This is a genomic window from Pseudomonas marginalis, from assembly GCF_024169655.1.
In the GTDB taxonomy this organism is placed as follows: Bacteria; Pseudomonadota; Gammaproteobacteria; order Pseudomonadales; family Pseudomonadaceae; genus Aquipseudomonas; species Aquipseudomonas paraveronii.
Window position 1 is genome coordinate 2,880,056 of sequence record NZ_JALJWV010000001.1, and the last position, 21,975, is coordinate 2,902,030.

The window sequence follows — 21,975 nt, forward strand, 5'->3', positions numbered from 1 at the left end:
TGTCAGTTGAGTTTTTTGTTGATGTCTGCCAGCACGCTTTCGATTTCTTTGCGCCGTCCGGCATCGGCGGTTTCCCGGCCAGGTCGTGGGGCTGCCAGCAGCGCTTTTTGCAGGGCATCACGGGCTTCGCCGTAGCGTTTTTGCCGGTACAGGTGATCACCCCAGAAATACAGACTATCTATGCCCGTCGGGTTCAGTTGCAAGGCCTGTTTGAGTAACTGTTCAGCCTTGTCGGCATCCCCAAAGCCGATCGGCCAGCCGGGCACCCGATCATACAGTGCGGCCAGGCTGGTATAGGCAGAGCCTTGCAGGGCCTTGGGGTCGAGGGCGAGGGCTTTTTCCAGGTCGACCTTGGCCGCCTTGACCTTGCTCAACGCGCCAAGCCCGCCCTGGGCACCGGCCCAGCTGCTGCTGACAATCCCGGACCAAATCCAGGCCTCGGCCGCCTGAGGACGCGTCTGGGTGAAGGCCGTCGCCTGGGAGGCAAGCTGCTCAAAGGCTTGGGCGCGCTGTTCCTCGGGCAGGCTGTATTGAATGTGCGCCCAGCGCGTCTGGATATCGGTCAGCCGTTGCTGGTCGGCGGCGTCCAGCGCCCAGGTGAGCGGGCTCAAGGCGGTGAGCAGCAGCGCGGCGAAGAGGCGTTTCATGGGTTCAGGTCCTTTTTAACGGGTTTATCGCTCAGGCGGCGTACCAGTGGCAGTTGTTTACGCAAACCACGGTCGACCAGATTCGGCAGCAGGCTGTTGAGGCGCACAAAGAAGCGCTCCGGCCAGCCCAGGTAAAGATCGCGGCGGTCGTTGGCAATCGCTTTGATCACGGCGGTAGCCACGCTGTGCGGTTCGTCGACGTTGGACTTGAGCGCATCGTTCAAGGCCTGCGCCGCCGGGCTGTTCATGCGGGTTTGGGTGGCGCGCGGCGCGACATACAACACACCGACGCGGGTGTCGGCCAGTTCCCGGCGCAAGGCTTCGGAAAACCCGCGCAGGGCGAACTTGGTGGCGCAGTAGGTGGCATAACCGGGGTAACCGATCGAACCGTAAGTCGAGCCGACATTCACCACCATCGCGCTCGCGGCTTGCTTGAGCATGGGCAGCAGCAGCTTGGTCAGGCAGATCGGCGCGGTGATGTTCAACGCGAGCATGCCGTTGATTTCGTTTTCGTCCAGCTGTTCCAGCATGGCGAAGTGGTTGACGCCGGCAGCGTTGATCAGCAGGTTGACGCCGCCGATGGCTTGCGCGGCGGCCAGCACCTTGCGTCGGTCGTTGAGGAAGGTCAGGTCGGCCCCCACCCAGCACAGTTGCTCCGGGTACTGGGCCAACAAGGCTTCCAGCGGTGCGCGATGACGCGCCACGGCCAGGACGTGCGCGCCACTGGCGCACAGCGCGGTGGCGATCGCCAGGCCAATGCCACCGCTGGCGCCGGTCAGCACCACACGGGCGTCAGACAGTTGCATGGGGGGCCTCCCCGATACGCGGCAGGTTGCGGAACATGTCGGTGTAGAGGGCGTACACCACCTTGGATGCGTGGATCACGGCGGCCTGGTCGGCGGGGTCGTCCAGGCTGTTCATCAAGCGGCGATACGTCTCCATGTGCCCAATGTCCAGGGAACCGTGGGAACTCAGGTAGCTGAATGCCGTCTCTGGCAGTTGCAGGCGGTCACGGATGCTGCCGGCCGCGTGGGTGGCCAGGGCGATGCTGGTGCCTTCCAGCACATTGACCATGCCAAACAGGCCGACGGGGTTGTCACGGGCGATCAGGTCATAGAGGTAGCTGACCATCAACTCGATAGGCAAGCCAGGGCGGCCGTCACGGACCGCGTCCCGGTCGCCACCACAGGCAGCGATGTCATCGAGCACCCATTGCTCGTGGCCATACTCTTCCTCGATGTACTCGCAGACCGCCTTGCGCAGCCACTCCAGGCGCGAGGGCAGGCGCGCACCGCAAGCCATCATCAATGGCACGGTGTGCCGCACGTGGTAGTAGGCCTGGGCCAGGAATTCACGGTAGCTTTCCAGGCTGACCTTGCCTTCCAGTGCATCACGGATGATCGGCAGGCTGAACAGTGCCTGGCGTTCCTGTTGGGTAGCGTCTTGCAGGGTGTCGAAAAAGTTCACGATGAGGTTTCCTCGTTGAGTGCAGGGGCAAGTCGGGATTGATAGCGCGCGACGATGGCGTCACGCCGTGGCCGGCCATTGGCGGTGAGCAAGCCATTGGCGGCGGTAAACGGTTCTTCCAGGCGCGTCCAGCGATGCACCTGCGCGTAGTCGGGTAGGCTGCTGTTGGCCAGGGCCACGGCGGCGGCCAGTTGGGCGTCGGTGCAGTCGGCGCGATGCGGCCATAGCAGCGCGTGGTTCTCCGGCAGGGCTTCGCCGTAGACGAAGGCCTGGGCGATGGCGCCGCCCTGGGTCAGCTCGGCCTCAACCCAGTCCGGGTTGACGTTGCGCCCGTAACTGGTGACGAACTGATGTTTCTTGCGGCCTTTGAGGTAGAGAAAACCGTCGTCATCGAACGCGCCCAGGTCGCCGCTGGGCCACCACTGTTCGGGCTGTTCGGTCTGCCCCAGGTAACCGAGCAAGGTCGAGCCCTTGATCAGCACTTCGCCGTCCTCGGCGAGGCGGATCTCCACATGGGGCAGCGGTTGGCCGACACTGCCTGGCCGTTGCGCACCGGGCCGATTGAGGCACACCACCGAGGCGCATTCAGAGAGCCCGTAACCTTCGAACACCGGCACGCCCAGTTGCTGCGCCCGTAGCAGCAAGGCCTTGGAGACCCGTGCACCGCCCACGGCAGCAAAGCGCAAACCTTGCGGGTTGAACGCCTTCTGCTCGGCGGCGATGACCAGCATCAACAGCAACTGCGGGACCAGGATCAGGCTGTGGGGCTGGCGCACCGCCAGGCAGCCGAGCAATTGCGCGGCATCCACTGCACTGGCGCCCTGGATGCCCAGGCTCTTCTGGCTGGGCAAGCTCAAGGTGGCGCCGGCATACAGCGCGGCGTAGCACCCCAGGTTCTCGAGCAGGATGGCAAGTGGCAATAATGCCAGGTGATGACGCGGGTCGCTGGTGTGGCTGGCCTGATACAACTCGCGGGCCACCCGCAGCACGCTGTCGGCGCTCAGGCACACGCCTTTGGGCGTGCCGGTGGTGCCCGAGGTAAAGGTCACTTTGGCGGTGCCCAGGGGCATCGAAGGGCGGCCTTCGAACGCGCGGCACCAGAAGTCGCCGGTTTTGCGGTAACCGCCGGCGTGCAATTCGGCTTCCAGGTACGGTTCGGCGATCACGCGCTCGGCGTGGCTCTGTTCCAGGCAGTGGGCGCGCTGGGCAGGGCTGAAGAACGGCGGCAGGGTCAGGCAGGTCAAGCCTTCGAACAGGATCGCCAGGTCCCACAGCATGGCCTCAACGCCATTGTCCAGGGCCAGGGCCACCACCTTCACGCCTTCAGCGCGCAGGCGTTCCTGCCGATAGGTCACCTCGGCGAACAGCGCGGTGTAATCCATCTTCAACGTGTCTCCCCACAGGGCGACGGTGCCGTCATTGCGCTCGGCATAGCCGCGAAGAACAGCGTGGAAACGGCGGGTTTCAGGCGACATGGCTGGCGTCCTCAATCGTGGCAGGCAACCCCAGGCGCGAGAACAGGCCCATGTTGCGCAAATGGATGAAGCCGGCGCGGATATTGCCGACATGCACCCAGGGTTGGCTTTCGTAATAACTGCCCCAGTGATGGCGTTCATCGCCCAGGCGCTGCGGGTCGGCGGCGCACAGGGTGACGGGCTTCAAACCGAGACGATGGAAACTATTGACCAGGCCGATATTGCCGGTGAACGCCACCCACTCCAGGCCGGCCATGGCCAGCAGCCAGGTGATGGCGATGATGCTCAGGCGCGCACTGCCGGTATCGCTGGCGGCCAGGTTGCCGACTTCGGCGATCGCCCGGCGGTCTACCGGTTGCGCGGCGGCCGCGCTGATCAGCGGTTCGATCGGATGGTCCAGGTAACGCTCCAGGAACAGCGGCTCGTCGCTTGCCAGGCGCACACCGGCGACGGCACACAGTTCACCGTTGGCCTGACTGACGCCAAACAGCTGCGGCATGAAATGACGGATATCGGCACCGTGGGCAATGCGAAAGCGCTGTTGGATGAAGGCCTCGAAGGCAGCGCGCTGAGGGTCTTGGGGCAGGGCGCGGGCAAGGGACAGCGGCGCACTGTCGGCTTGGCCGAATAACAGGGGCAAGGGAATGTTCCAATCGATACCGGGCATTGGCGTTATGCCTCCCAAGTGAAGTTGGGAGGAGTATCGAGGGCATTTCTTAACGAAGTCTGAAGGTGGTGAAAATGATCGTTTCAGCCATCTTCAGATTGTCTTAAGGCTACGCGGGCAGGGTGACGGCGACTCTTCAAGGCCGGGTCCGGCCACCGCCCCTTGCACAAGGCACCTTATCTATGACCGAAAACCTGATGACACCACGCTATGCAAGGCTGTCGATGATTCTGCACTGGTTGATGCTGGCGTTGTTTGTCGGCGTATACGGTTGCATTGAAATCAAAGGCCTGTTGCCTCGCGGGCACGCACTCAAGGGGCTGTTCCTCGGCGCCCACGCGCTGTTTGGTATCGGGATTTTCCTGCTGGTGTGGCTGCGCCTGCTGGGGCGCCTGATGCCGCGTCCACCGATCGTGCCGCGCCCGCCGGCCTGGCAGACGGGTGCGTCGCACCTGATGCACCTGGCGCTGTATGGGCTGATGATCGTCACGCCGCTGCTGGCCTGGCTGATGCTCAACGCCGCGGGCAAGCCGATACCGTATTTCGAGTTTTCCTTGCCGACCCTGGTCGCGGCGGACCCGGACCTGGCCAGGCAGTTCAAGCACTGGCATGAATGGTTGGGCAGCGCCGGGTATTGGCTGATTGGCCTGCACGCCGCCGCCGGGTTGTTCCACCACTACTGGGTGCGGGACAACACCTTGGTGCGCATGCTGCCTAAACGCTACGAACGCTGAAATCGCGGAAAATTCGCCTGATGAAACGTTTCATCAGGCGACAAACGGGCTGCGCAAGCGCTTGCGTAAGTAAATGTATCTGATTAGAGTCGGTGGCAATCGGCTCTGATCCAAGGAGCGCGAATACAACAATAATAAAATCAGGAGCTCATTCATGAGCCTCGAACCCTTGCTAGAGATGCAGGGCATCAGCAAAACCTTCAACGGTTTGCGCGTGCTCAAGAATGTCGGCCTGAAAGTCTACCCCGGCGAAATCCACGCCTTGATGGGGGAGAACGGCGCCGGCAAATCCACCCTGATGAAAATCCTCTCTGGCGCTTACCAGGCCGACCCGGGCGGCACCATCCGCATTGCCGGCCAGCCTGTCGCAACGTTCGATCCCGCCACCGCCAAAGCCCTCGGCATCGCCGTGATTTACCAGGAACTGAGCCTGTGCCCGAACCTGAGCGTGGCCGAGAACATCTACCTGGGCCGTGAACTGCGCCGTGGCTGGACCATCGACCGCCAGGGCATGCAGGCCGGTTGCGTGGAAGTGCTGCAACGCCTGGGCGCCGAGTTCACCGCGGCAACGCGGGTCAGCAGCCTGTCGATTGCCGAACGCCAATTGGTGGAAATCGCCCGCGCCCTGCATGCCCACGCCAAGATCCTGGTCATGGACGAGCCCACCACGCCGCTTTCGTCGCGCGAGACCGACCGCCTGTTCGCGCTGATCAAACAGTTGCGCGGCCAGGGCCTGGCGATCATCTATATCAGCCATCGCATGGCCGAGATCTACGAACTGTCGGACCGGGTTTCGGTGCTGCGTGACGGCCAGCACATCGGCGAACTGACCCGCGATGCGCTGTCGGCCGAGGTGCTGGTGAAGATGATGGTGGGCCGCGACCTCTCCGGTTTCTACAAGAAGGAGCACGCGGCCTATGACCCCGGCGCGGTGGTGATGCGCGTGCGCGACATGGCCGACGGCAAACGCGTGCGCAACTGCAGCTTCGACCTGCACGCCGGTGAAGTGCTGGGTATCGCCGGCCTGGTGGGGGCAGGGCGCACCGAACTGGCGCGGCTGATCTTCGGCGCCGACCCGCGCACCGCCGGCACCCTGGAAGTGGTGGGCAAGACAGTCACGCAACTGCGTACCCCGGCCGACGCGATTCGCGCCGGCGTGGTGTACCTCACCGAAGACCGCAAGGCCCAGGGCCTGTTCCTGGACATGAGCGTGGCCGACAACATCAATGTCTGTGCCTGTGTGCCGGACGCGCATGCCGGTGGCGTGCTCAATCGCGGGCATGCTGCGCAGCGCTCGAACGACGCGATCAAATCGCTGTCGATTCGCGTGGCGTCCGGCAATGTCAATGTCGGCGCGCTGTCCGGCGGTAATCAGCAGAAGGTCTTGCTGGCGCGGTTGCTGGAGGTCAAGCCGCATGTGCTGATCCTCGACGAACCCACGCGCGGCGTGGACATCGGTTCCAAATCCGAGATCTACCGCATCATCAATCAACTGGCGCAGGCCGGCGTGGGCATCGTGGTGATTTCCAGCGAGTTGCCGGAAATCATCGGCACCTGCGACCGCGTGCTGATCATGCGCGAAGGCCAGTTGGTGGCCGAAGTCGGCGGGGCTTCGGGCCACGTCATTTCCCAGGAACGTATTATTGACCTCGCCACCGGTGGCGATCAGGTGGCTGCCCATGGCTGATTCGAACAACACAATGACCCTCCCCGTAATCGGCAAGGCCGAGCGCGTCAGGGAACTGATGCGCAGCGTCGGCATGCTGCCGGTGCTGGTCCTGCTGCTGGTGGGCTTTGCCCTGGCCAGTGAAAACTTCCTGACGGTGCAGAACCTGTCGATCATCACGCAACAGGCCTCGGTCAACGTGGTGCTGGCGGCGGGCATGACCTTTGTGATCCTGACCGCCGGCATCGACCTGTCCGTCGGCGCGATCCTCGCGGCTTCGGCCGTGGTGGCGTTGCAGGCCTCGATGTCGCCGCAGTTCGGCATGTTCGGGATTGCCGCCGGGATTGGCTTTGGTCTGTTGCTGGGCCTGGTCAACGGCGGGTTGATCGCGTTCATGCGCTTGCCGCCGTTTATCGTCACCCTCGGCGCGCTGACCGCCATGCGCGGCCTCGCACGTTTGCTGGCCGACGACAAGACCGTGTTCAACCCCGACCTGCCGTTTGCCTTTATCGGCAACGACTCGATCCTCGGCGTGCCGTGGCTGGTGGTGATCGCGGTGGCGGTGGTGGCGCTGTCGTGGTTCATCCTGCGGCGCACGGTGATGGGCGTGCAGATCTATTCGGTGGGCGGCAACCCGGAAGCGGCGCGGCTCTCCGGGATCAAGGTGTGGAAGGTGCTGCTGTTTGTCTACGCAATGTCCGGGGCGCTGGCCGGGCTTGGCGCGGTGATGAGTGCTTCACGCCTGTTCGCCGCCAACGGCCTGCAACTGGGGCAATCCTACGAACTGGATGCGATCGCCGCAGTGATCCTCGGCGGCACCAGCTTTACCGGCGGCGTCGGCACCATCGGCGGCACGCTGATCGGCGCACTGATCATTGCGGTACTGACCAATGGCCTGGTGCTGCTGGGCGTCTCGGATATCTGGCAGTACATCATCAAGGGCATCGTGATCATCGGCGCGGTGGCGCTGGATCGCTATCGCCAGTCCGGTGCGCGGACCTGAGTTCACTCCTACAACAATCACAAGAGAGACCCGCATGAACCTAAAACACATCGTTCCCGTCATCGCCTTGGCTGCCCTGATGTCCCAGGCCGTGGAAGCACGTGAATTGAAGGCCCTGGGCATCAGCATGGGCTCGCTGGGCAACCCGTATTTCGTGACCCTGGCCGACGGCGCCACGGCCCGTGCCAAGGAGCTGAACCCCAGCGTCAAGGTCACGTCGGTGTCGGCCGACTATGACTTGAGCAAGCAGTTTTCGCAGATCGACAACTTCATCTCGTCCAAGGTCGACCTGATTCTGATCAACGCCGTCGACCCGTCCGCCATGGCCTCGGCGATCAAGAAAGCCCGTGACGCCGGCATTGTCGTCGTGGCGGTGGATGTGGACGCCAAGGGGGTCAACGCGACCGTGCAGACCGACAACGTCGAAGCCGGCAAACTGGCCTGCCAATTCCTGGTGGACAAGCTCGCGGGCAAAGGCAACGTGATTATCCAGAACGGCCCGCAAGTGACCGCCGTGACCGACCGCGTCAAGGGTTGCAAGGCCGCCTTGGCCGCTGCGCCGCAGATCAAGGTGCTGTCCGATGACCAGGACGGCAAAGGCTCGCGTGAAGGCGGCCTGAACGTGATGCAGGGCTACCTCACGCGTTTTGCAAAAATCGACGGTCTGTTCGCGATCAACGACCCCCAGGCCATCGGCAGCGACTTGGCGGCCAAGCAGCTTAAACGCGGCGGTATCATCATCACCTCGGTGGATGGCGCACCGGATATCGAGCATGCGCTGAAGACCGACACTCAGATCCAGGCGTCGTCCAGCCAGGACCCATGGGCCATGGCGCAGACGGCGGTGAACATCGGTAATGACCTTCTCAACGACAAGGCTCCCGCCGAAACGGTTACGCTGCTCACGCCAAAACTGATCACCCGCGACACCGTCGCGACGTACAGCGGTTGGTCGAGTAAACACTGAGTCACTGAGGGGAACAGCGCCGTGGTCACCATGGATGACGTCGCAAGCAGAGCGGGGGTGTCGACGTCAACGGTGTCCCATGTGTTGAACGGCACCCGCAAGGTCAGCCCGGCCACGGTGCAGGCGGTGCAGCGCGCGATCCAGGAACTGGGGTATATCCCCAACACCCTGGCGCGTTCGCTGGCGCGGTCGAGCACCAGCACGATTGGCGTGGCGATCTCGGCGCTGTCCAACCACTACTTCAGCGAAACCGTGCACGCGATCGAAACCGAGTGCGCCAAGCACGGTTACATGATGCTGTTCGTCGATACCCACGATGACCCGGAGCAGGAGCTGCGGGTGGTCACGGCTCTGCATCATCGGCGCGTCGACGGCATTGTGTTGGCGCCCTCGAACGGCTCGCTGGCCCTGGAGTATCTGCGGGCCAGCGAGATTCCGGCGGTGCTGGTGGACCGGATGATGAGTGAGCAATTCGATCAGGTCGGGGTGGAGAATACCCAGCCGACCCAAGCGCTGATTGCCCACCTGATCGCCCATGGGCATCGCCGAATCGGCTTTATCGCCGGGCGCGCGGGGTTCAGCACCACGGATGAACGGGTCGCCGGTTATCGCGCGGCATTGGCGGCCGCAGGGCTGGCGTTCGATGCGCAACTGCTGGTCAACGGCGGCTCCAACACCGAGCCGGCACGCCAGGCCACGGTGCAGCTACTCGGTCTGGCAGCGCCGCCGACCGCGATCATGGCTGGCAACAACCTGATGACCCTCGGCGCGATGCAGGCCTTGCGCGATGCCCATATCGAAGTGCCGGCGCAGATGGCGCTGGTGGGCTTCGATGATTTTGATTGGGCCGATTTCTTTGTACCGCGCCTGACATTGATCGCCCAGCCGGTCCAGGCGCTCGGTGCTCAGGCGGTCAACCTGTTACTGCAACGCATGGCAGCGCCCGCCGCGCCGACCCGCAGTGTGCGTCTGGAGCCGACCCTGCAAATACGTAACTCCTGTGGCTGTGATTGATTGGAATGACATGCGTATGAACAGTGCTGTTTCCCTCGGCATCGACCTGGGCACCTCGGAACTCAAAGCCATCCTGATGGACACCCGCGGCGCCGTGCTGGCTCAGGCCGGCGTGCGCTTGAGCGTCTCGCGTCGGCACGCCGGCTGGTCCGAACAGGCGCCGCAAGACTGGTGGCAAGCCTGTTTGCAGGCGCTGGATGTGTTGCGCGCGCATGAGTCGTTTGCCCGCGTGGCGTGCATCGGCCTGTCCGGGCAAATGCACGGCGCGGTATTGCTGGGGGACGACGACCGCGTGTTATACCCGGCAATTCTGTGGGACGACTCGCGCGCGGTAGCCGAAGCGGCACAGCTCGGCCCAGGGTTCGCCGACGTCACCGGCAGCTTGCCGATGGCCGGGTTGACCGCGCCGAAACTGCTCTGGCTGCAACAGCATGAGCCCGAGGTGTTCAAGGCCATCGATTGCGTGCTGTCGCCCAAGGACTATCTGCGCCTGCGCTTGAGCGGGGAGCGCATCAGCGAGATGTCCGATGCGGCCGGAACGCTGTGGTTGGACGTGGCCAATCGTCAATGGTTTAGCCCCATGCTACGGGCCACCGGCCTTACACCGGAGCAGATGCCCAGGCTGGTGGAGGGCGGTGCGGCGAGTGCGTTTTTGACCGCCCGCGAACTGGGTTTGCCCGCCGAGGTGGTGATTGCCGGCGGCGGTGGCGATAACCCGGTTGCGGCCGTGGGCATCGGCGCGATCAACGCCGGTGACGGTTTCATCACGCTGGGTACCAGCGCGGCGATTGTCGCCATCACCGACCATGCGGCGGGCAACCCGGCCACTGCGGTGCACAGCTTCTGCCATGCGTTGCCTGAGCGTTGGTACACCATGGGCGCGATGCTGGCCGGCGCCAGTTGTTTGCGTTGGGTCACGCGCCTGACGGGCATGCCGGATGAACAGGCGCTGTTGGACCAGGTCCAGGCCCAGTTGCCCATCGGCCAATCGGTGCCGCTGTCCACCCCGTTGTTCCTGCCTTACCTGGCCGGCGAACGCACGCCGCATAACGACCCCTTGCTGCGCGGCGGCTTCATGAACCTGGGCCACGACTGTACCCCGGCGATGCTCGGGTATGCGGTGATGGAAGGCGTGGGCTTTGGCCTGCTGGACGCGTTGCGCGCAGTGCAATCGAGCGGCGCCGACGTCACTGCCTGTGCGCTGGTGGGCGGCGGGGCGCGCAGTGCGTATTGGGCGCAGTTGTTGGCCAACATCCTGCAGCGGGAAATCTTCACCCTGCATGGCAGTGAATTGAGCGCGTGTATCGGTGCGGCGAAGCTGGGGTTCCTGGCCATCGGGCAGGGCGCGGACTTGCTCGCGGCGGGCATGCCGGTCAAGGCTCGGTACGTGCCGGATGGGGCGCAACAGCCGGTGCTGGAGGCGCGTTATCGCAAGTTTCAGGGGCTGTTGGGCGCGGCCAAGGCCTTGCACCACTGATTTGACCCGGCGCAGGGCTCATGTGGGAGGGGGCTTGCTCCCGATAGCAGTGGTTCAGGCACTCATGCAGTGCCTGACACTCTGCTATCGGGGGCAAGCCCCCTCCCACATTGGGTGGGCGCGCATTCAGTCGGTCAGCGGCGGCAGGCGCCGCTTCACCGGGGTTTTCTTGACGATGGCGGTGTTGGTTTCGGCATAGGCGTTGAGCCGATCCAGCAGGCTGTCGAGGTGGTCCATGGTGCGTACATGCAGGCGTGCGATGAAGCAGTCCTCGCCGGTGACTTTGTCGCATTCGGTGAATTCGGGGATGGCCTGGATCTGCCGTTCCACTTCCTGCAACTTGCCGGGCAGGGGGCGGATGCGCACGATGGCTTGTAGCAGGTAGCCGAAGTGCTTGGGGTCGATGTCGACGGTGTAATGGGTCAGCACGCCGCGCTCTTCAAGGCGGCGCAGGCGTTCGCCGACGCTGGGCGACGACAGCCCGGTGATGCCGGCCAGGGCCTTGAGGGACAGCCGGGAGTCGTCCATCAAAGCGGCGATCAGTTGTTGGTCGATAGTGTCGATCATGGTATCTGCCTAATAAGTAAAGGTGATCCGAGTGTTTGGCCTTTCTTAGTCGCTGTCGCCTGCCTAAGTCAGCTTGCCATAATTGAGCCTCACTTGAGGAGCTTCAATCATGGACACATCCATCCGTCGCGGGTCGTGGGAAATGGTCGCCGCCATGCTGATCTCGGGCACCATTGGCTGGTTTGTCTTGGTGTCGGGCGTCTCGGTGCTCGAAGTGGTGTTCTGGCGCTGCGTGATCGGGGCGCTGACGTTGTTGCTGGTGTGCGCGCTGCTGGGTTACCTGCGCCGGGACTTGCTCAGTTGGGCCGGGCTCGGCTTGGCGATGCTCAGCGGCGTGGCCATCGTCGGCAATTGGTTGCTGCTGTTCGAGTCCTATTCCCGCGCCTCCATCGCGATCAGCACGGCGGTGTACAACGTGCAGCCATTCATGTTGGTGATGTTGGCGGCGCTGTTCCTCGGTGAAAAGATCAGCGTGCAGAAACTGGCGTGGCTGAGCGTGGCGTTCCTGGGGATGCTGGCGATTGTCAGCGCCCATGGCGATCAGCCAACCGGCGCTGGGGATTACCTGGCCGGTATCGCGCTGGCCCTCGGCGCGGCGTTTCTATATGCGATTGCCGCGCTGATCATCAAGCGCTTGAAGGCAGTGCCGCCGCATTTGATGGCGCTGATCCAAGTCACGACCGGCGCGTTGTTACTGGCGCCCCTGGTGCCGTGGAACAATTTGCCGGTGGCGAACAATGCCTGGGCGGCCCTGGTGACGCTCGGGGTGGTACACACCGGTTTGATGTATGTGTTGCTGTATGGGGCGATCCAGAAGCTGCCGACGGCCATCACCGGCGCGTTGTCGTTCATCTACCCGGTTGCGGCGATCCTGGTCGATTGGATTGCCTTCGGGCATCGCCTGGGCTGGCTGCAATGGCTGGGAGTGGCGACGATCCTATTGGCGGCCGCTGGCTTGCAAAGGGGCTGGTGGTGGCGCGCAAAGACCGCGATGCAAGTGGAGTAATTGGCCGCGAGCGCGCCATTGCAGCGCGCCCGCGGTTCGATCAATGCGGCGCGCGCGGGATCGTCTTGAGCAGGTCGTCCGGGCTGATGTAGCCGACCACACTGCCGGGTTGCGGCAGACCCAGGATGTGCCCCTTGATCTTGCCGACCACATGCATTTCGCAAGGCTTGCAGTCGAACTTCAAGGTCAGCACTTCATCGCCATGGATCAACTGCATCGGCGCGACTTTGGTCTTCACGCCCGTCACGCCCTTGGCCTGTTTGGGGCAAAGGTTGAACGAGAAGCGCAGGCAGTGCTTGGTGATCATCACCGGCACTTCACCGGTTTCTTCGTGGGCTTCGAAGGCCGCGTCGATCAGTTTCACCCCGTGCCGATGGTAGAAGTCCCGGGCCTTCTGGTTATACACGTTGGCCAGGAACGACAGATGCGCCTCCGGGTACACCGGCGGCGGGTTGGTCTGCGCCTTGCGCCCACCGCGTGGGTGAGCGTTGATGCGGGCCGCCGTCAGGGCTTCGATCACTTCGCGGCGCACGGCCTTGAGCTGCGAGTTGGGGATGAAGAACGCCTGCGGTGCATCCAGCTCGATGGCGGTGGCGTGGTATTCGGTGGTGCCCAGTTGGCCGAGCAAATCGCGCAGGGTGTCCAGCGCCTGTTCCGGCTTGTTGGCCACGCCGAACGGGCCGGGCAGGGCGACGCTGGCGCTGATGCCTTCTTCGCTGGTGGCGGTCAGTTCCAGGCGCTCTTCGCGCAGACGGGCAACCCACGACAGGCCGATACGGCGTTCGGCAGAGGTCTTGAGCAGCGCCTGTTGCCAGTTGTGGTCGAGGTTGCGGTTCAGCGGGTGGTTCGGGCGCAACTGATGCAGCCCGGCCGGCATTTCGTTGGGCTCGACGCGGTAGCGGTAGCGCTTCTCGCCGTCTTCCTCGAACTCGCCCTTGGCCTCGGCGATATTGGCGCGGAAACCCACCACTTCACGCTTGACCAGCACATTCAGGCCGTCGCCGTTGGACAGCGGCTCATGGGTGACCACTTGCAGGTCGCGTTTGCCGGCTTTTTCCACCACGCCCACCGGCAGGCCGGTGAAGGTCGGGGTGTCGAAGGCGCCGATGTCGATCTTGCGGTCGCTGACGAAGTAGTCGGTGCTGCCTCGGTGGAAGGTTTTTTCCGGGTCGGGCAGGAAGAAATGCGCAGTCCGGCCGCTGGAGGCGCGGGCCAGGTCCGGGCGGTCTTCGAGGATGTCATCCAGGCGCTGGCGGTAATAGGCAGTGATGTTCTTCACATAGCCCATGTCCTTGTAGCGACCTTCGATCTTGAACGAGCGCACACCGGCATCGACCAGGTCACGCAGGTTGGCGCTCTGGTTGTTGTCTTTCATCGACAGCAGGTGCTTTTCAAAGGCGACGACGCGGCCTTGATCGTCTTTCAAGGTGTACGGCAGGCGGCACGCCTGGGAGCAGTCGCCGCGGTTGGCGCTGCGGCCGTTCTGCGCGTGGGAGATATTGCACTGCCCGGAGAACGCCACGCACAGGGCGCCGTGGATGAAGAACTCGATGGCGGCATCGGTCTCATCGGCGATGGCGCGGATTTCCTGCAGGTTCAGCTCACGGGCCAATACCAACTGGGAGAAGCCGGCCTGGTCGAGAAATTTGGCGCGGCCCAGGGTGCGGATGTCGGTCTGGGTACTGGCGTGCAGCTCGATCGGCGGGATATCCAGCTCCATCACGCCCAGGTCTTGCACGATCAACGCATCGACACCGGCGTCGTAGAGCTGATGGATCAGCTTGCGCGCGGGTTCCAGTTCGTTGTCATGCAGGATGGTGTTGAGGGTGGTGAAGACGCGCGCGTGGTAGCGCCGGGCGAATTCGACCAACTGCGCGATATCGCTCACCTCGTTACAGGCATTGTGGCGGGCGCCGAAACTTGGGCCGCCGATGTAGATGGCGTCGGCGCCATGCAGGATGGCCTCGCGCGCGATGGCGACATCGCGGGCAGGGCTGAGCAATTCCAGGTGATGCTTGGGCAAGGACATAGTTTTTTTAGTCAGGCTTGTCACGGTCGAAGCGCGCATTGTAGCCGTGAAACGCCTGACCGGCACCTACCGCAGGGCTTGGCCTGCAGGGTGCAAGGCCATGTATCGGCGCGGATTCAGGCTTTGGCCGCCATTGCGGTGACTTCCACGCGCATGCCTTCCACTGCCAGGGCCGCCACGCCAACCGCGGCGCGCACCGGCCACGGCTTGGCGAAGAAGCGTGTGTAGACCTCATTGAACGCTGCGCGGTCGGCCATGTCGGTGAGGTAGATGGTCAGGTGCATCACCCGGTCCATGGAACTGCCGGCGCGTTCAAGGGCGACTTTCAGGGCTTGCAGGGTGCATTCGCTTTGCAGGGTTATGTCGCCCAGTTCCAGGCTGCCATCGGTGCGGGTCGGGATTTGGGTGGAGACCAGGATGCCGTTGAAGCCGATCACGTCGGAGGAAATAGAGTCGGCATCCGGGTCAGGGGTGAAGCACAGGTCGTGGTTGGCCATGACGTTCTCTTGGCAGGGAAAGGGGTCGCCAATTTAAACACAGGGCGCGCGCGGACCAGTACCCTTTGGCCTTGCAAGGCTCGTGGCGCGACGAGTATTTGACGTCAAGTAATATTTATTTTTTGTCTGTCAAGTCACGTATTTATTGGCCGATAGCGCGGGAGAGCAACCCCGACTCCACGCACGGCTGAGGCTACGTCATGTTCAATCAAGCACTAAAAACAGAACTGGCGGCCAGGAGGGCCGAAGTCACTGAATACCAAGGATTGATTGCCGCGCTTGAACGCTCCATGGCCGTGGTCGAGTTCGACCTGAACGGCAAGGTATTGCGCGCCAACGACAACTTTATGAAAACCCTGGGTTACAGCGCGGCTCAATTGGCCGGCAAGACCCACCGTGACTTTTGCCCGCCGGCGCTGACCAGCAGCCCTGCCTATGCCGAGTTCTGGCAGGAACTCAGGGCCGGGAAGTTCGTGTCGGGCACCTTCAAACGCGTGGACGCCCACGGCAAGATCATTTGGCTGGAGGCCAGTTATAACCCGGTGCTGGATGCGCGCGGCCAGGTATCGAAAGTGGTCAAGTACGCGCTCGACGTCACGCGCAAAGTCGAACAGGAGGCGGCGACCCACAGCAAGCTGGCCGCGCTGGACCGTGCGATGGCCGTGATCGAGTTTGACTTGAACGGGCAAGTACTCGACGCCAACGAGAATTTCCTCACGGTCATGGGGTATTCACTGACGGAACTCAAAGGCAAACATCACCGTATGTTTTGCGAACCGGCCCAGGTCAACAGCCCTGAGTACGCCGACTTCTGGCGCCGCTTGAACAATGGCGAATTCTTCACCGGGCAATTCAAACGCATTGGCAAGCACGGCCGCGTGGTGTGGTTGGAGGCGAGTTACAACCCGGTGTATGACGGCGACGGCAAGCTGATCAAAATCGTCAAGTTCGCCAGCGACATCAGCGAGCGTGTCGAGAAGTTCGAGGAGGATTCACGCGGAGCCTCCCGCGCCTACCATATTTCCTCGGAAACCGAGCGATTCGCCGAGCACGGCACCCAGGTGATCCACGAAACCGCCAGTGAAATGCGCCGGATTGCCGAGAACATCGGCGCCTCCGCACGGCTGGTGGGGCAGTTGGGCGATCGCTCCGAGCAGATCACCGCCATCGTCAATACCATTCGCGGTATCGCCGACCAGACCAACCTGCTGGCGCTCAACGCTGCCATTGAGGCCGCGCGCGCGGGCGATCAGGGCCGTGGTTTTGCCGTGGTGGCCGATGAAGTCAGGCAACTGGCGGGACGCACCAGCCGTTCCACCGCAGAGATTGCCGAGATGATCGGCCTGATTCTGTCGGAAACCCGCGATGCGGTAGCCAGCATGAGCGCGACCCAGGAAGGCGCGCAACGGGGTGTCAGCCTGGCCGACCAGGCGGGTTCGGTGATCCTGCAAATCCGCACCAGCACCAGCGATGCGGTGCAGGCGGTGAGCATGTTTGCATCAAAGCTGGATGAGTCGGAGGTCGTTCCGAAAGCCGCTGTCGGCTGGGTCGGCTAGACGCGTGCCCTGGGTCAGTCTCACTCTTCTACATCCATGAACTCTTTGGCCCAGGCCACGTAGCTCTCTGGCAGGGTGTAGGTATGGGTAAGCTCGGTGGCACTGAGGTTCGAGGTGCTGTGAGTGAGCTGGCGCTGGGCGCGAAGGCTATCGTAGGTGGCCTTGATTGCCGCGAAGTAGGCGCCATGGCCGGCTACCACGATGCGCACGCCCAGGCTTGCCAGGCGCTGGCTGTCATTGAGTTTCGGATTGCCGTAGGTCACCAGCATCAAGGGCACCGTGAGTTTTTCGGCAATCTGCTCAAGGTGCTCGAAGTCGCTGATACCGACCATGCAGATGCCGTCGGCGCCGGCTTTTTCATAGGCCAGGGTGCGTTCGATCACGGCCTCGGTCGGCAACACCGCTGCGTTAGTCCGGGCGATGATCGACAGTTGGGGGTCGACACGCGCCTCAAGGGCTGCCCTGACCTTGCCGATGCCTTCCTCGATGGAAATCAGATCGGTCGATTTACGCCCGAATTGTGCCGGCAGCAGGGTGTCTTCAATCGTCAGGGCCGCCACGCCGGCGCGCTCAAGTTCCTCGACGGTGCGCATGACATTCAGGGCATTGCCATAGCCGTGGTCGGCATCCGCAATGAACGGCAACTGCGCGACGCGGCCGATCCGGGTTGCCTGTTCAACGAACTCACTCAAGGTGATCAATGCAAAATCGGGTGCCGCCAGTACCTGCAGCGAAGCGACCGAGCCCCCCAGGATGCCGACCTCGAAACCCAAGTCAGCGGCGATACGCGCAGACATCGGGTCGAACACAGAGGCTGTCTCAACGCACAGTGGCGCAGCAAGCAATTCACGGAAATTACGACGCAGAGCTGAGTGGGACACTTTTGGCATGATCTTTCCTGGTTCTGGCGATTGTCGACTGATGATCAATGCCTATTCATAGTCGTAGGAGATTACCACGCCGCCAAACCCAGGATTATGACGTTTCAGAATGGGGTATGCCCACGGCACATACCGTGGGGCGGGCGTTTCGGGCGGAGGCCATGCCTTGGCGTGCGCTTCTTTCAGTCGGTAGGCAGGTTCAGCAGGCTGAAACGACAAGCACTGCCGCCGTGACGTTTAGCCTGGTACATCGCGTCGTCGGCCCGCGCGAGCAGTTGCTCGACACTCGCCCCATCCACTGGATACAGGCTGATGCCGACGCTGATGTGCGCGTTCAGGCGGTGCGCGTCGATCATGAAGGGCTGGTTGATCGCGCCGACAAGCTTATCGGCCAACACCTCGACCTGCCAGGCATGGTCCATGCCGGTGACCAGGATCGCAAATTCGTCGCCGCTCAAGCGGCTGACCACATCGGACCTGCGCACCGACTGGCTGAGGCGCTCGGCCACCGCCACCAGCAATTTGTCGCCACACGCATGCCCATGGGTGTCATTCACGGCTTTGAAACGGTCCAGGTCGATAAACATCAAGGCCAGCGGCTGTTGCTGCTGGGTGGCGTGATTCACCGCTTGGTTGAGCAGGCTCAAAAACAGGCTGCGATTGGGCAAACCGGTCAGGTCGTCATGGAACGCCAGCTGTTGCATGCGTGCGCGTTCTTCATCCATTACCTTGAAATTGTGCAGGATGGCGATGAAATGCGTTACCACACCCTGGGGATCAAGCACCGGGGTAATGACCTGATTGATCGTACAGTCGGAGCCATCCTTGCGGCGTTCGACCATCTCGCCCTGCCAGGTCAGGCCTGCCAAGATGGTCATCCACATCTCCCGGTAGAACGTGGTGGTCTGGCGTCCCGACGACAGCAGGTGCGGGGTTTTACCGACCAGCTCCAGTTTGGAATAGCCGCTCAACAGGCTGAACGCTTTATTGATCCACACAATGCAACCCGATCTCTCAGTGATCAACACCGGGTTAGTCGCCGCATCCAACGCCCTCACCAATACTTGCTGCTCATCTTCGATCATGGTGCCCTCCGACGGCGCAGGTGACGCTGCAAGCCTTGATGCAGGCTAGGGGCAAGGGGCAGGGTGGCTGTTGATGAAAATCAACTTTTGCGGGCACCCACTGATAAAGATCAAGTAGTCGCCGGCCCGGAAGGCTCATTCTGAAAACCTATCCACGGAATCAGATGGCCGCGTGCCGAGGTGCCCCAATGTCGCAGACTCAGCGTTTACTGTTGATTGCCCCTTCGTCCATGACCCGCACACCCGCGTTCGATCGTGCCGCCGCCCTGGCGCGCGCGATGCAGTTGCCGTTGCATATCGTGGCCTTCGACTATTTGCAGGCCCTGGCGATCGCCGGGCTGTTCGCGCCCGAACAGATCAACCGGGCGCGGGAAGCGTACCTGGACACTCATCGCCATTGGCTCACCGAGCAGGCAGACGTGATGCGCCAACACGGGGTCGAGGTCACCAGCGAGGTGGTGTGGGTGCATCATCCTTATGAGGAAATCCTGCATTTCGTCAACGAGATGTCGTTGGCCCTGATCATCAAGGATGCTGAGGAAGAGCCCGCCTTGAAACGGGTGTTCTTCACGCCGCTGGATTGGCAACTGCTGCGCGACTGCCCGGTGCCGGTGCATCTGGTCACCGACTCGCGCCACCCGCTGCCACGCAAGGTGCTGGCGATTGTCGATGTGTTGCGCAGTGAGGACCAGGACCAGATCTTCAACGACCAGATTGTCGAAGCAGCGGTCAAGCTGGCTGCGCAATGTCAGGCTCAGCTTGAGTTGCTGCATGTGTACGACTGGGCTGCGGTGTATGCCAAAGACATGGGCTTTGGCGCGGTCCCTCTGGCCTCCGGGCTCTATGAGGCGCTGAATGAAGCCCAGCATGAGGCATTTGCCGCGTTGGCCGAGCGCCAGGGAATTCCTGTCGAACATCGGCACTTTATCGAAGGCACGCCGCTCTTCAATATTTGCGACTTCGCCCGCGATCACCAGAGCGACATCATGGTCATGGGCACCGTGCAGCACTGGGGCTTGAACAAGCTGTTGGGCACTACCGCTGAAAGTCTGCTGCACCACGCGCCATGCAGCATGTGGGCGATCAAACCGACGCGCAGCTGATGCAGGATTGAACCTGGCGCCAGGGGCAACCGGTGCCTGAAGAGGTGCGAAATGAGCCAATACCGACGTCTGTTGCTGATCACCGACCGCTCGCTGTATCACTCCCCGGCGCTGCTGCGCGCAGTGGCCCTGGCCAAGGCGTGCGGCGCGGCGCTCGATATCAGGGCCTTTATCGAACCTGCGCCGATCATTCATTTGTGGGAAGAACGCGTCGATGAGTCGGCTTTTCAGGACTATCTGCACCGCTATCGCGATTGGCTGGTCGACGAAGTCCAACGCCTGGGCGGTAATGGGCTGAAGGTGACGGTTGAACTGCACTTCACCACCCACCCTGTGCTGGAGATCCTGCGCACGATCGCCGATCTGAACCCGGACCTGGTGATCAAGGACGTGAAGCTGGAGCCGGTTCTCAAGCGCATATTCATCACCCCGCTCGATTGCCACCTGCTGCGCGAGTGCCCGACACCCCTGCATCTGGTGAGTCAGGCGCGCTACGGTTTGCCCCATCGTGTGGTGGCGGCCGTCGATCCGTTCGACCCCGGCACGCAGATCAGCGGTCTGAATGACACCATCATTGAGTGCGCCCACTCCATGGCCTTGCAATGCGATGCACCGCTGCATCTGTTGTACGCCTATGACCTGTCCGCGGCATTCAACGGCGATGCGCCGATGGCCATGGGCGGTTGGAACGTGGATTTCGCCGAAGAGCTGCGCCATTCGCTGCACCAGGCATTCGTGACCTTGGCCGACCGTTATGGCGTGCCGCCGGAAAGACGGCACTTTGTCATGGGGCAGCCAGTGCCGGTGATTCAGGAGTTTGTCGAGCAATTCCAGGCCGACGTGGTGGTCATGGGGACTGCTCACCGGGTCGGGCTCGACCGACTGATCGGCAGCAATACCGAACGGGCGCTGTATTCGGTGCCGGGCAGCATTTTGGCGATCCGGCAGCCGGTAAGCGACGTCAAGGGTTAGAGCACCGCCGACGAAGCCAACGAGAGAGCGATCCATATGCTGACCAGCGCGACGCGCAAATAACCGCTGCTGCGCGTTACGGGGTCAGCACGATCGCACCGTTGAATTGCCCGCTGCGCAGGTGTGCCAGCGCCTGATTGGCATCTTCCAGGGCGAAGCGGGTGATGTCGCAGTGGACAGGTGTCTGCTGCACGGCTTGAAAAAACGCCGTACCGTCCTGTCGGGTCAAGTTAGCTACTGAACGCACGCTACGCTCGCCCCATAGCAGTCGATAGGGGAAGGCCGGAATGTCGCTCATGTGAATGCCGGCGCAAATCACACAGCCGCCCTTGACCGTGGCGGCCAATGCCAGCGGTACAAGCGCTCCCACGGGGGCGAATATCAGGCTGGCATCCAGCAGGTGCGGGGGCGGCTGGTCCGAAGGGCCGGCCCACACGGCGCCCAATGAGCGCGCATACGCCTGGCCTTCACTGTCACCCGGGCGGGTGAACGCGTACACCTGTTGGCCTCGGCCCAGCGCGACTTGAATCGCCAGATGGGCGGCCGCACCGAAGCCATAAAGCCCCAGGTGGGGAGCGTCTGCGGCCATTTGCAAGGCGCGAAAACCGATCAGGCCGGCACACAGCAGGGGCGCGGCTTGAACGTCTGACAGCATGTCGGGAATCGGCAGGCAAAAGCGTGCGTCCGCCACCGTGTATTCAGCGTAGCCGCCGTCCAGATTGCACCCGGTGAACTGCGCCCGGTCGCAGAGGTTTTCCCGGCCTGATCGACAGAAAGCGCATTCGCCGCAGGTCCAGCCGAGCCACGGCACCCCCACGCGGCGGCCGATCCAATGAGCGTCGACAGCGGCGCCCACGGCCGTCACTTCACCGACGATTTCGTGGCCCGGCACCCGTGGCAGTTGCGCTTGCGGCAACTCACCGTCCACCAGGTGCAGGTCGGTGCGGCACACGCCACAGGCCAGGACCTTGATCAACAGCTGCCCGGCGCCGGGTGTCGGGACCGGGCGCTCCTCTAGTTGCAGCGGCTGGCCGGGGGTGTGCAGAACCATCGCACGCATAACAAATCTCCAGGTGTTCGAGCGGTGATGCCAGGTCGGCCGAGGGTTTCAAGCCCAGAACCGTGACGTTGCGGCCGAGTGAATAATAGACGCACGAAGAAC

20 protein-coding genes and 2 pseudogenes are annotated in these 21,975 nt (G+C 62.8%); 11 read left to right on the top strand and 11 right to left on the bottom strand.

The features are described from left to right. Positions 1 to 2 precede the first annotated feature (2 nt). The 5 genes from J2Y83_RS12970 to J2Y83_RS12990 are packed head-to-tail and all read right to left on the bottom strand — an operon-like array spanning position 3 to position 4,256. Positions 3 to 647, bottom strand: a complete 645-nt coding sequence (locus tag J2Y83_RS12970) for a tetratricopeptide repeat protein (RefSeq protein ID WP_253395731.1) — start codon at positions 645 to 647, stop codon at positions 3 to 5. After that, positions 644 to 1,453, bottom strand: a complete 810-nt coding sequence (locus J2Y83_RS12975; protein ID WP_253395732.1) for an SDR family oxidoreductase — start codon at positions 1,451 to 1,453, stop codon at positions 644 to 646. Before J2Y83_RS12975 ends, J2Y83_RS12970 begins: the two co-directional genes overlap by 4 nt. Continuing rightward, positions 1,440 to 2,114 carry a TenA family transcriptional regulator gene (locus tag J2Y83_RS12980; protein WP_247406426.1) on the bottom strand — a complete coding sequence of 225 codons (675 nt, stop codon included), beginning with the start codon at positions 2,112 to 2,114 and terminating at the stop codon, positions 1,440 to 1,442. The genes J2Y83_RS12975 and J2Y83_RS12980 overlap by 14 nt, the downstream gene beginning before the upstream one ends. Continuing rightward, positions 2,111 to 3,589 carry an AMP-binding protein gene (locus J2Y83_RS12985; RefSeq protein ID WP_253395733.1) on the bottom strand — a complete coding sequence of 493 codons (1,479 nt, stop codon included), beginning with the start codon at positions 3,587 to 3,589 and terminating at the stop codon, positions 2,111 to 2,113. The genes J2Y83_RS12980 and J2Y83_RS12985 overlap by 4 nt, the downstream gene beginning before the upstream one ends. Further along, positions 3,579 to 4,256: a thermostable hemolysin gene (locus J2Y83_RS12990; RefSeq protein ID WP_253395734.1), complete on the bottom strand. Its 678-nt coding sequence runs from the start codon at positions 4,254 to 4,256 to the stop codon at positions 3,579 to 3,581. The genes J2Y83_RS12985 and J2Y83_RS12990 overlap by 11 nt, the downstream gene beginning before the upstream one ends. Positions 4,257 to 4,438: 182 nt before the next feature. Here J2Y83_RS12990 and J2Y83_RS12995 point away from each other — a divergent pair, with 182 nt between their 5' ends. From J2Y83_RS12995 to xylB, 6 genes are all read left to right on the top strand, one after another. Beyond that, on the top strand, positions 4,439 to 4,990 hold the full coding sequence (locus tag J2Y83_RS12995; RefSeq protein ID WP_247406418.1) for a cytochrome b: 552 nt from the start codon (positions 4,439 to 4,441) through the stop codon (positions 4,988 to 4,990). A 154-nt stretch (positions 4,991 to 5,144) separates the two neighbouring features. Further along, positions 5,145 to 6,677 carry a sugar ABC transporter ATP-binding protein gene (locus tag J2Y83_RS13000; protein ID WP_253395736.1) on the top strand — a complete coding sequence of 511 codons (1,533 nt, stop codon included), beginning with the start codon at positions 5,145 to 5,147 and terminating at the stop codon, positions 6,675 to 6,677. A gap of 13 nt (positions 6,678 to 6,690) precedes the next feature. Further along, positions 6,691 to 7,659, top strand: coding sequence for an ABC transporter permease subunit (locus tag J2Y83_RS13005; RefSeq protein WP_247407449.1), 969 nt, complete (start codon positions 6,691 to 6,693; stop codon positions 7,657 to 7,659). A gap of 34 nt (positions 7,660 to 7,693) precedes the next feature. Further along, on the top strand, positions 7,694 to 8,626 hold the full coding sequence (locus J2Y83_RS13010; RefSeq protein ID WP_253395738.1) for an ABC transporter substrate-binding protein: 933 nt from the start codon (positions 7,694 to 7,696) through the stop codon (positions 8,624 to 8,626). A 21-nt stretch (positions 8,627 to 8,647) separates the two neighbouring features. Next, positions 8,648 to 9,640, top strand: a complete 993-nt coding sequence (locus J2Y83_RS13015; RefSeq protein ID WP_253395740.1) for a LacI family DNA-binding transcriptional regulator — start codon at positions 8,648 to 8,650, stop codon at positions 9,638 to 9,640. A gap of 16 nt (positions 9,641 to 9,656) precedes the next feature. Then, positions 9,657 to 11,117, top strand: a complete 1,461-nt coding sequence (gene xylB / locus J2Y83_RS13020; RefSeq protein WP_253395743.1) for a xylulokinase — start codon at positions 9,657 to 9,659, stop codon at positions 11,115 to 11,117. A gap of 126 nt (positions 11,118 to 11,243) precedes the next feature. On the opposite strand, the gene J2Y83_RS13025 is transcribed toward xylB, so the two are convergent. Then, on the bottom strand, positions 11,244 to 11,684 hold the full coding sequence (locus tag J2Y83_RS13025) for an Lrp/AsnC family transcriptional regulator (protein WP_253395745.1): 441 nt from the start codon (positions 11,682 to 11,684) through the stop codon (positions 11,244 to 11,246). Between the two features lie 109 nt (positions 11,685 to 11,793). Here J2Y83_RS13025 and J2Y83_RS13030 point away from each other — a divergent pair, with 109 nt between their 5' ends. Continuing rightward, positions 11,794 to 12,690: a DMT family transporter gene (locus tag J2Y83_RS13030; protein ID WP_253395747.1), complete on the top strand. Its 897-nt coding sequence runs from the start codon at positions 11,794 to 11,796 to the stop codon at positions 12,688 to 12,690. A 40-nt stretch (positions 12,691 to 12,730) separates the two neighbouring features. Here the strand turns inward: J2Y83_RS13030 and J2Y83_RS13035 are convergent, their stop codons facing one another. Together J2Y83_RS13035 and J2Y83_RS13040 are read right to left on the bottom strand one after the other, a co-directional pair. Further along, positions 12,731 to 14,719 (bottom strand): peptidase U32 family protein, encoded by a 1,989-nt coding sequence (locus J2Y83_RS13035; protein ID WP_253395748.1) that lies wholly within the window; start codon positions 14,717 to 14,719, stop codon positions 12,731 to 12,733. 116 nt (positions 14,720 to 14,835) lie between these two features. Beyond that, positions 14,836 to 15,216 carry a RidA family protein gene (locus J2Y83_RS13040; protein ID WP_253395750.1) on the bottom strand — a complete coding sequence of 127 codons (381 nt, stop codon included), beginning with the start codon at positions 15,214 to 15,216 and terminating at the stop codon, positions 14,836 to 14,838. Positions 15,217 to 15,416: 200 nt separating this feature from the next. On the opposite strand from J2Y83_RS13040, the pseudogene J2Y83_RS29865 reads away from it, so the two are divergent. Next, positions 15,417 to 16,184, top strand: a pseudogene (locus tag J2Y83_RS29865) (PAS domain-containing protein); the annotation flags it as partial. 111 nt (positions 16,185 to 16,295) lie between these two features. Next, positions 16,296 to 16,772: pseudogene (locus J2Y83_RS29870) on the top strand (methyl-accepting chemotaxis protein); the annotation flags it as partial. 20 nt (positions 16,773 to 16,792) lie between these two features. On the opposite strand, the gene J2Y83_RS13050 reads toward J2Y83_RS29870, so the two are convergent. Then, positions 16,793 to 17,662, bottom strand: coding sequence for an isocitrate lyase/PEP mutase family protein (locus J2Y83_RS13050; protein WP_253395754.1), 870 nt, complete (start codon positions 17,660 to 17,662; stop codon positions 16,793 to 16,795). Between the two features lie 173 nt (positions 17,663 to 17,835). After that, on the bottom strand, positions 17,836 to 18,738 hold the full coding sequence (locus tag J2Y83_RS13055; RefSeq protein ID WP_253395757.1) for a diguanylate cyclase domain-containing protein: 903 nt from the start codon (positions 18,736 to 18,738) through the stop codon (positions 17,836 to 17,838). A gap of 188 nt (positions 18,739 to 18,926) precedes the next feature. On the opposite strand from J2Y83_RS13055, the gene J2Y83_RS13060 reads away from it, so the two are divergent. Next, positions 18,927 to 19,841 carry a universal stress protein gene (locus J2Y83_RS13060; RefSeq protein WP_253395759.1) on the top strand — a complete coding sequence of 305 codons (915 nt, stop codon included), beginning with the start codon at positions 18,927 to 18,929 and terminating at the stop codon, positions 19,839 to 19,841. Positions 19,842 to 19,892: 51 nt separating this feature from the next. Further along, a complete protein-coding gene (locus J2Y83_RS13065) occupies positions 19,893 to 20,813 on the top strand; it encodes a universal stress protein (RefSeq protein WP_253395761.1) in 921 nt (306 codons plus the stop codon). 76 nt (positions 20,814 to 20,889) lie between these two features. On the opposite strand, the gene J2Y83_RS13070 is transcribed toward J2Y83_RS13065, so the two are convergent. After that, positions 20,890 to 21,873, bottom strand: coding sequence for a zinc-dependent alcohol dehydrogenase family protein (locus J2Y83_RS13070; protein ID WP_253395763.1), 984 nt, complete (start codon positions 21,871 to 21,873; stop codon positions 20,890 to 20,892). Between the last annotated feature and the right edge of the window lie 102 nt (positions 21,874 to 21,975).

Excerpts from the sequence above, each read along its gene's own strand:
- J2Y83_RS13030 (WP_253395747.1), top strand. The coding sequence starts at position 11,794 with ATGGACACATCCATCCGTCGCGGGTCGTGGGAAATGGTCGCCGCCATG.
- J2Y83_RS13055 (WP_253395757.1), bottom strand. The coding sequence starts at position 18,738 with ATGATCGAAGATGAGCAGCAAGTATTGGTGAGGGCGTTGGATGCGGCG.
- J2Y83_RS12985 (WP_253395733.1), bottom strand. The coding sequence starts at position 3,589 with ATGTCGCCTGAAACCCGCCGTTTCCACGCTGTTCTTCGCGGCTATGCC.
- J2Y83_RS12970 (WP_253395731.1), bottom strand. The coding sequence starts at position 647 with ATGAAACGCCTCTTCGCCGCGCTGCTGCTCACCGCCTTGAGCCCGCTC.
- J2Y83_RS13065 (WP_253395761.1), top strand. The coding sequence starts at position 19,893 with ATGAGCCAATACCGACGTCTGTTGCTGATCACCGACCGCTCGCTGTAT.
- J2Y83_RS13005 (WP_247407449.1), top strand. The coding sequence starts at position 6,691 with ATGACCCTCCCCGTAATCGGCAAGGCCGAGCGCGTCAGGGAACTGATG.
- J2Y83_RS13000 (WP_253395736.1), top strand. The coding sequence starts at position 5,145 with ATGAGCCTCGAACCCTTGCTAGAGATGCAGGGCATCAGCAAAACCTTC.
- J2Y83_RS13040 (WP_253395750.1), bottom strand. The coding sequence starts at position 15,216 with ATGGCCAACCACGACCTGTGCTTCACCCCTGACCCGGATGCCGACTCT.
- xylB (WP_253395743.1), top strand. The coding sequence starts at position 9,657 with ATGAACAGTGCTGTTTCCCTCGGCATCGACCTGGGCACCTCGGAACTC.
- J2Y83_RS13010 (WP_253395738.1), top strand. The coding sequence starts at position 7,694 with ATGAACCTAAAACACATCGTTCCCGTCATCGCCTTGGCTGCCCTGATG.
- J2Y83_RS12995 (WP_247406418.1), top strand. The coding sequence starts at position 4,439 with ATGACCGAAAACCTGATGACACCACGCTATGCAAGGCTGTCGATGATT.
- J2Y83_RS13060 (WP_253395759.1), top strand. The coding sequence starts at position 18,927 with ATGTCGCAGACTCAGCGTTTACTGTTGATTGCCCCTTCGTCCATGACC.
- J2Y83_RS12990 (WP_253395734.1), bottom strand. The coding sequence starts at position 4,256 with ATGCCCGGTATCGATTGGAACATTCCCTTGCCCCTGTTATTCGGCCAA.
- J2Y83_RS13050 (WP_253395754.1), bottom strand. The coding sequence starts at position 17,662 with ATGCCAAAAGTGTCCCACTCAGCTCTGCGTCGTAATTTCCGTGAATTG.
- J2Y83_RS13070 (WP_253395763.1), bottom strand. The coding sequence starts at position 21,873 with ATGCGTGCGATGGTTCTGCACACCCCCGGCCAGCCGCTGCAACTAGAG.
- J2Y83_RS13025 (WP_253395745.1), bottom strand. The coding sequence starts at position 11,684 with ATGATCGACACTATCGACCAACAACTGATCGCCGCTTTGATGGACGAC.
- J2Y83_RS12975 (WP_253395732.1), bottom strand. The coding sequence starts at position 1,453 with ATGCAACTGTCTGACGCCCGTGTGGTGCTGACCGGCGCCAGCGGTGGC.
- J2Y83_RS13035 (WP_253395748.1), bottom strand. The coding sequence starts at position 14,719 with ATGTCCTTGCCCAAGCATCACCTGGAATTGCTCAGCCCTGCCCGCGAT.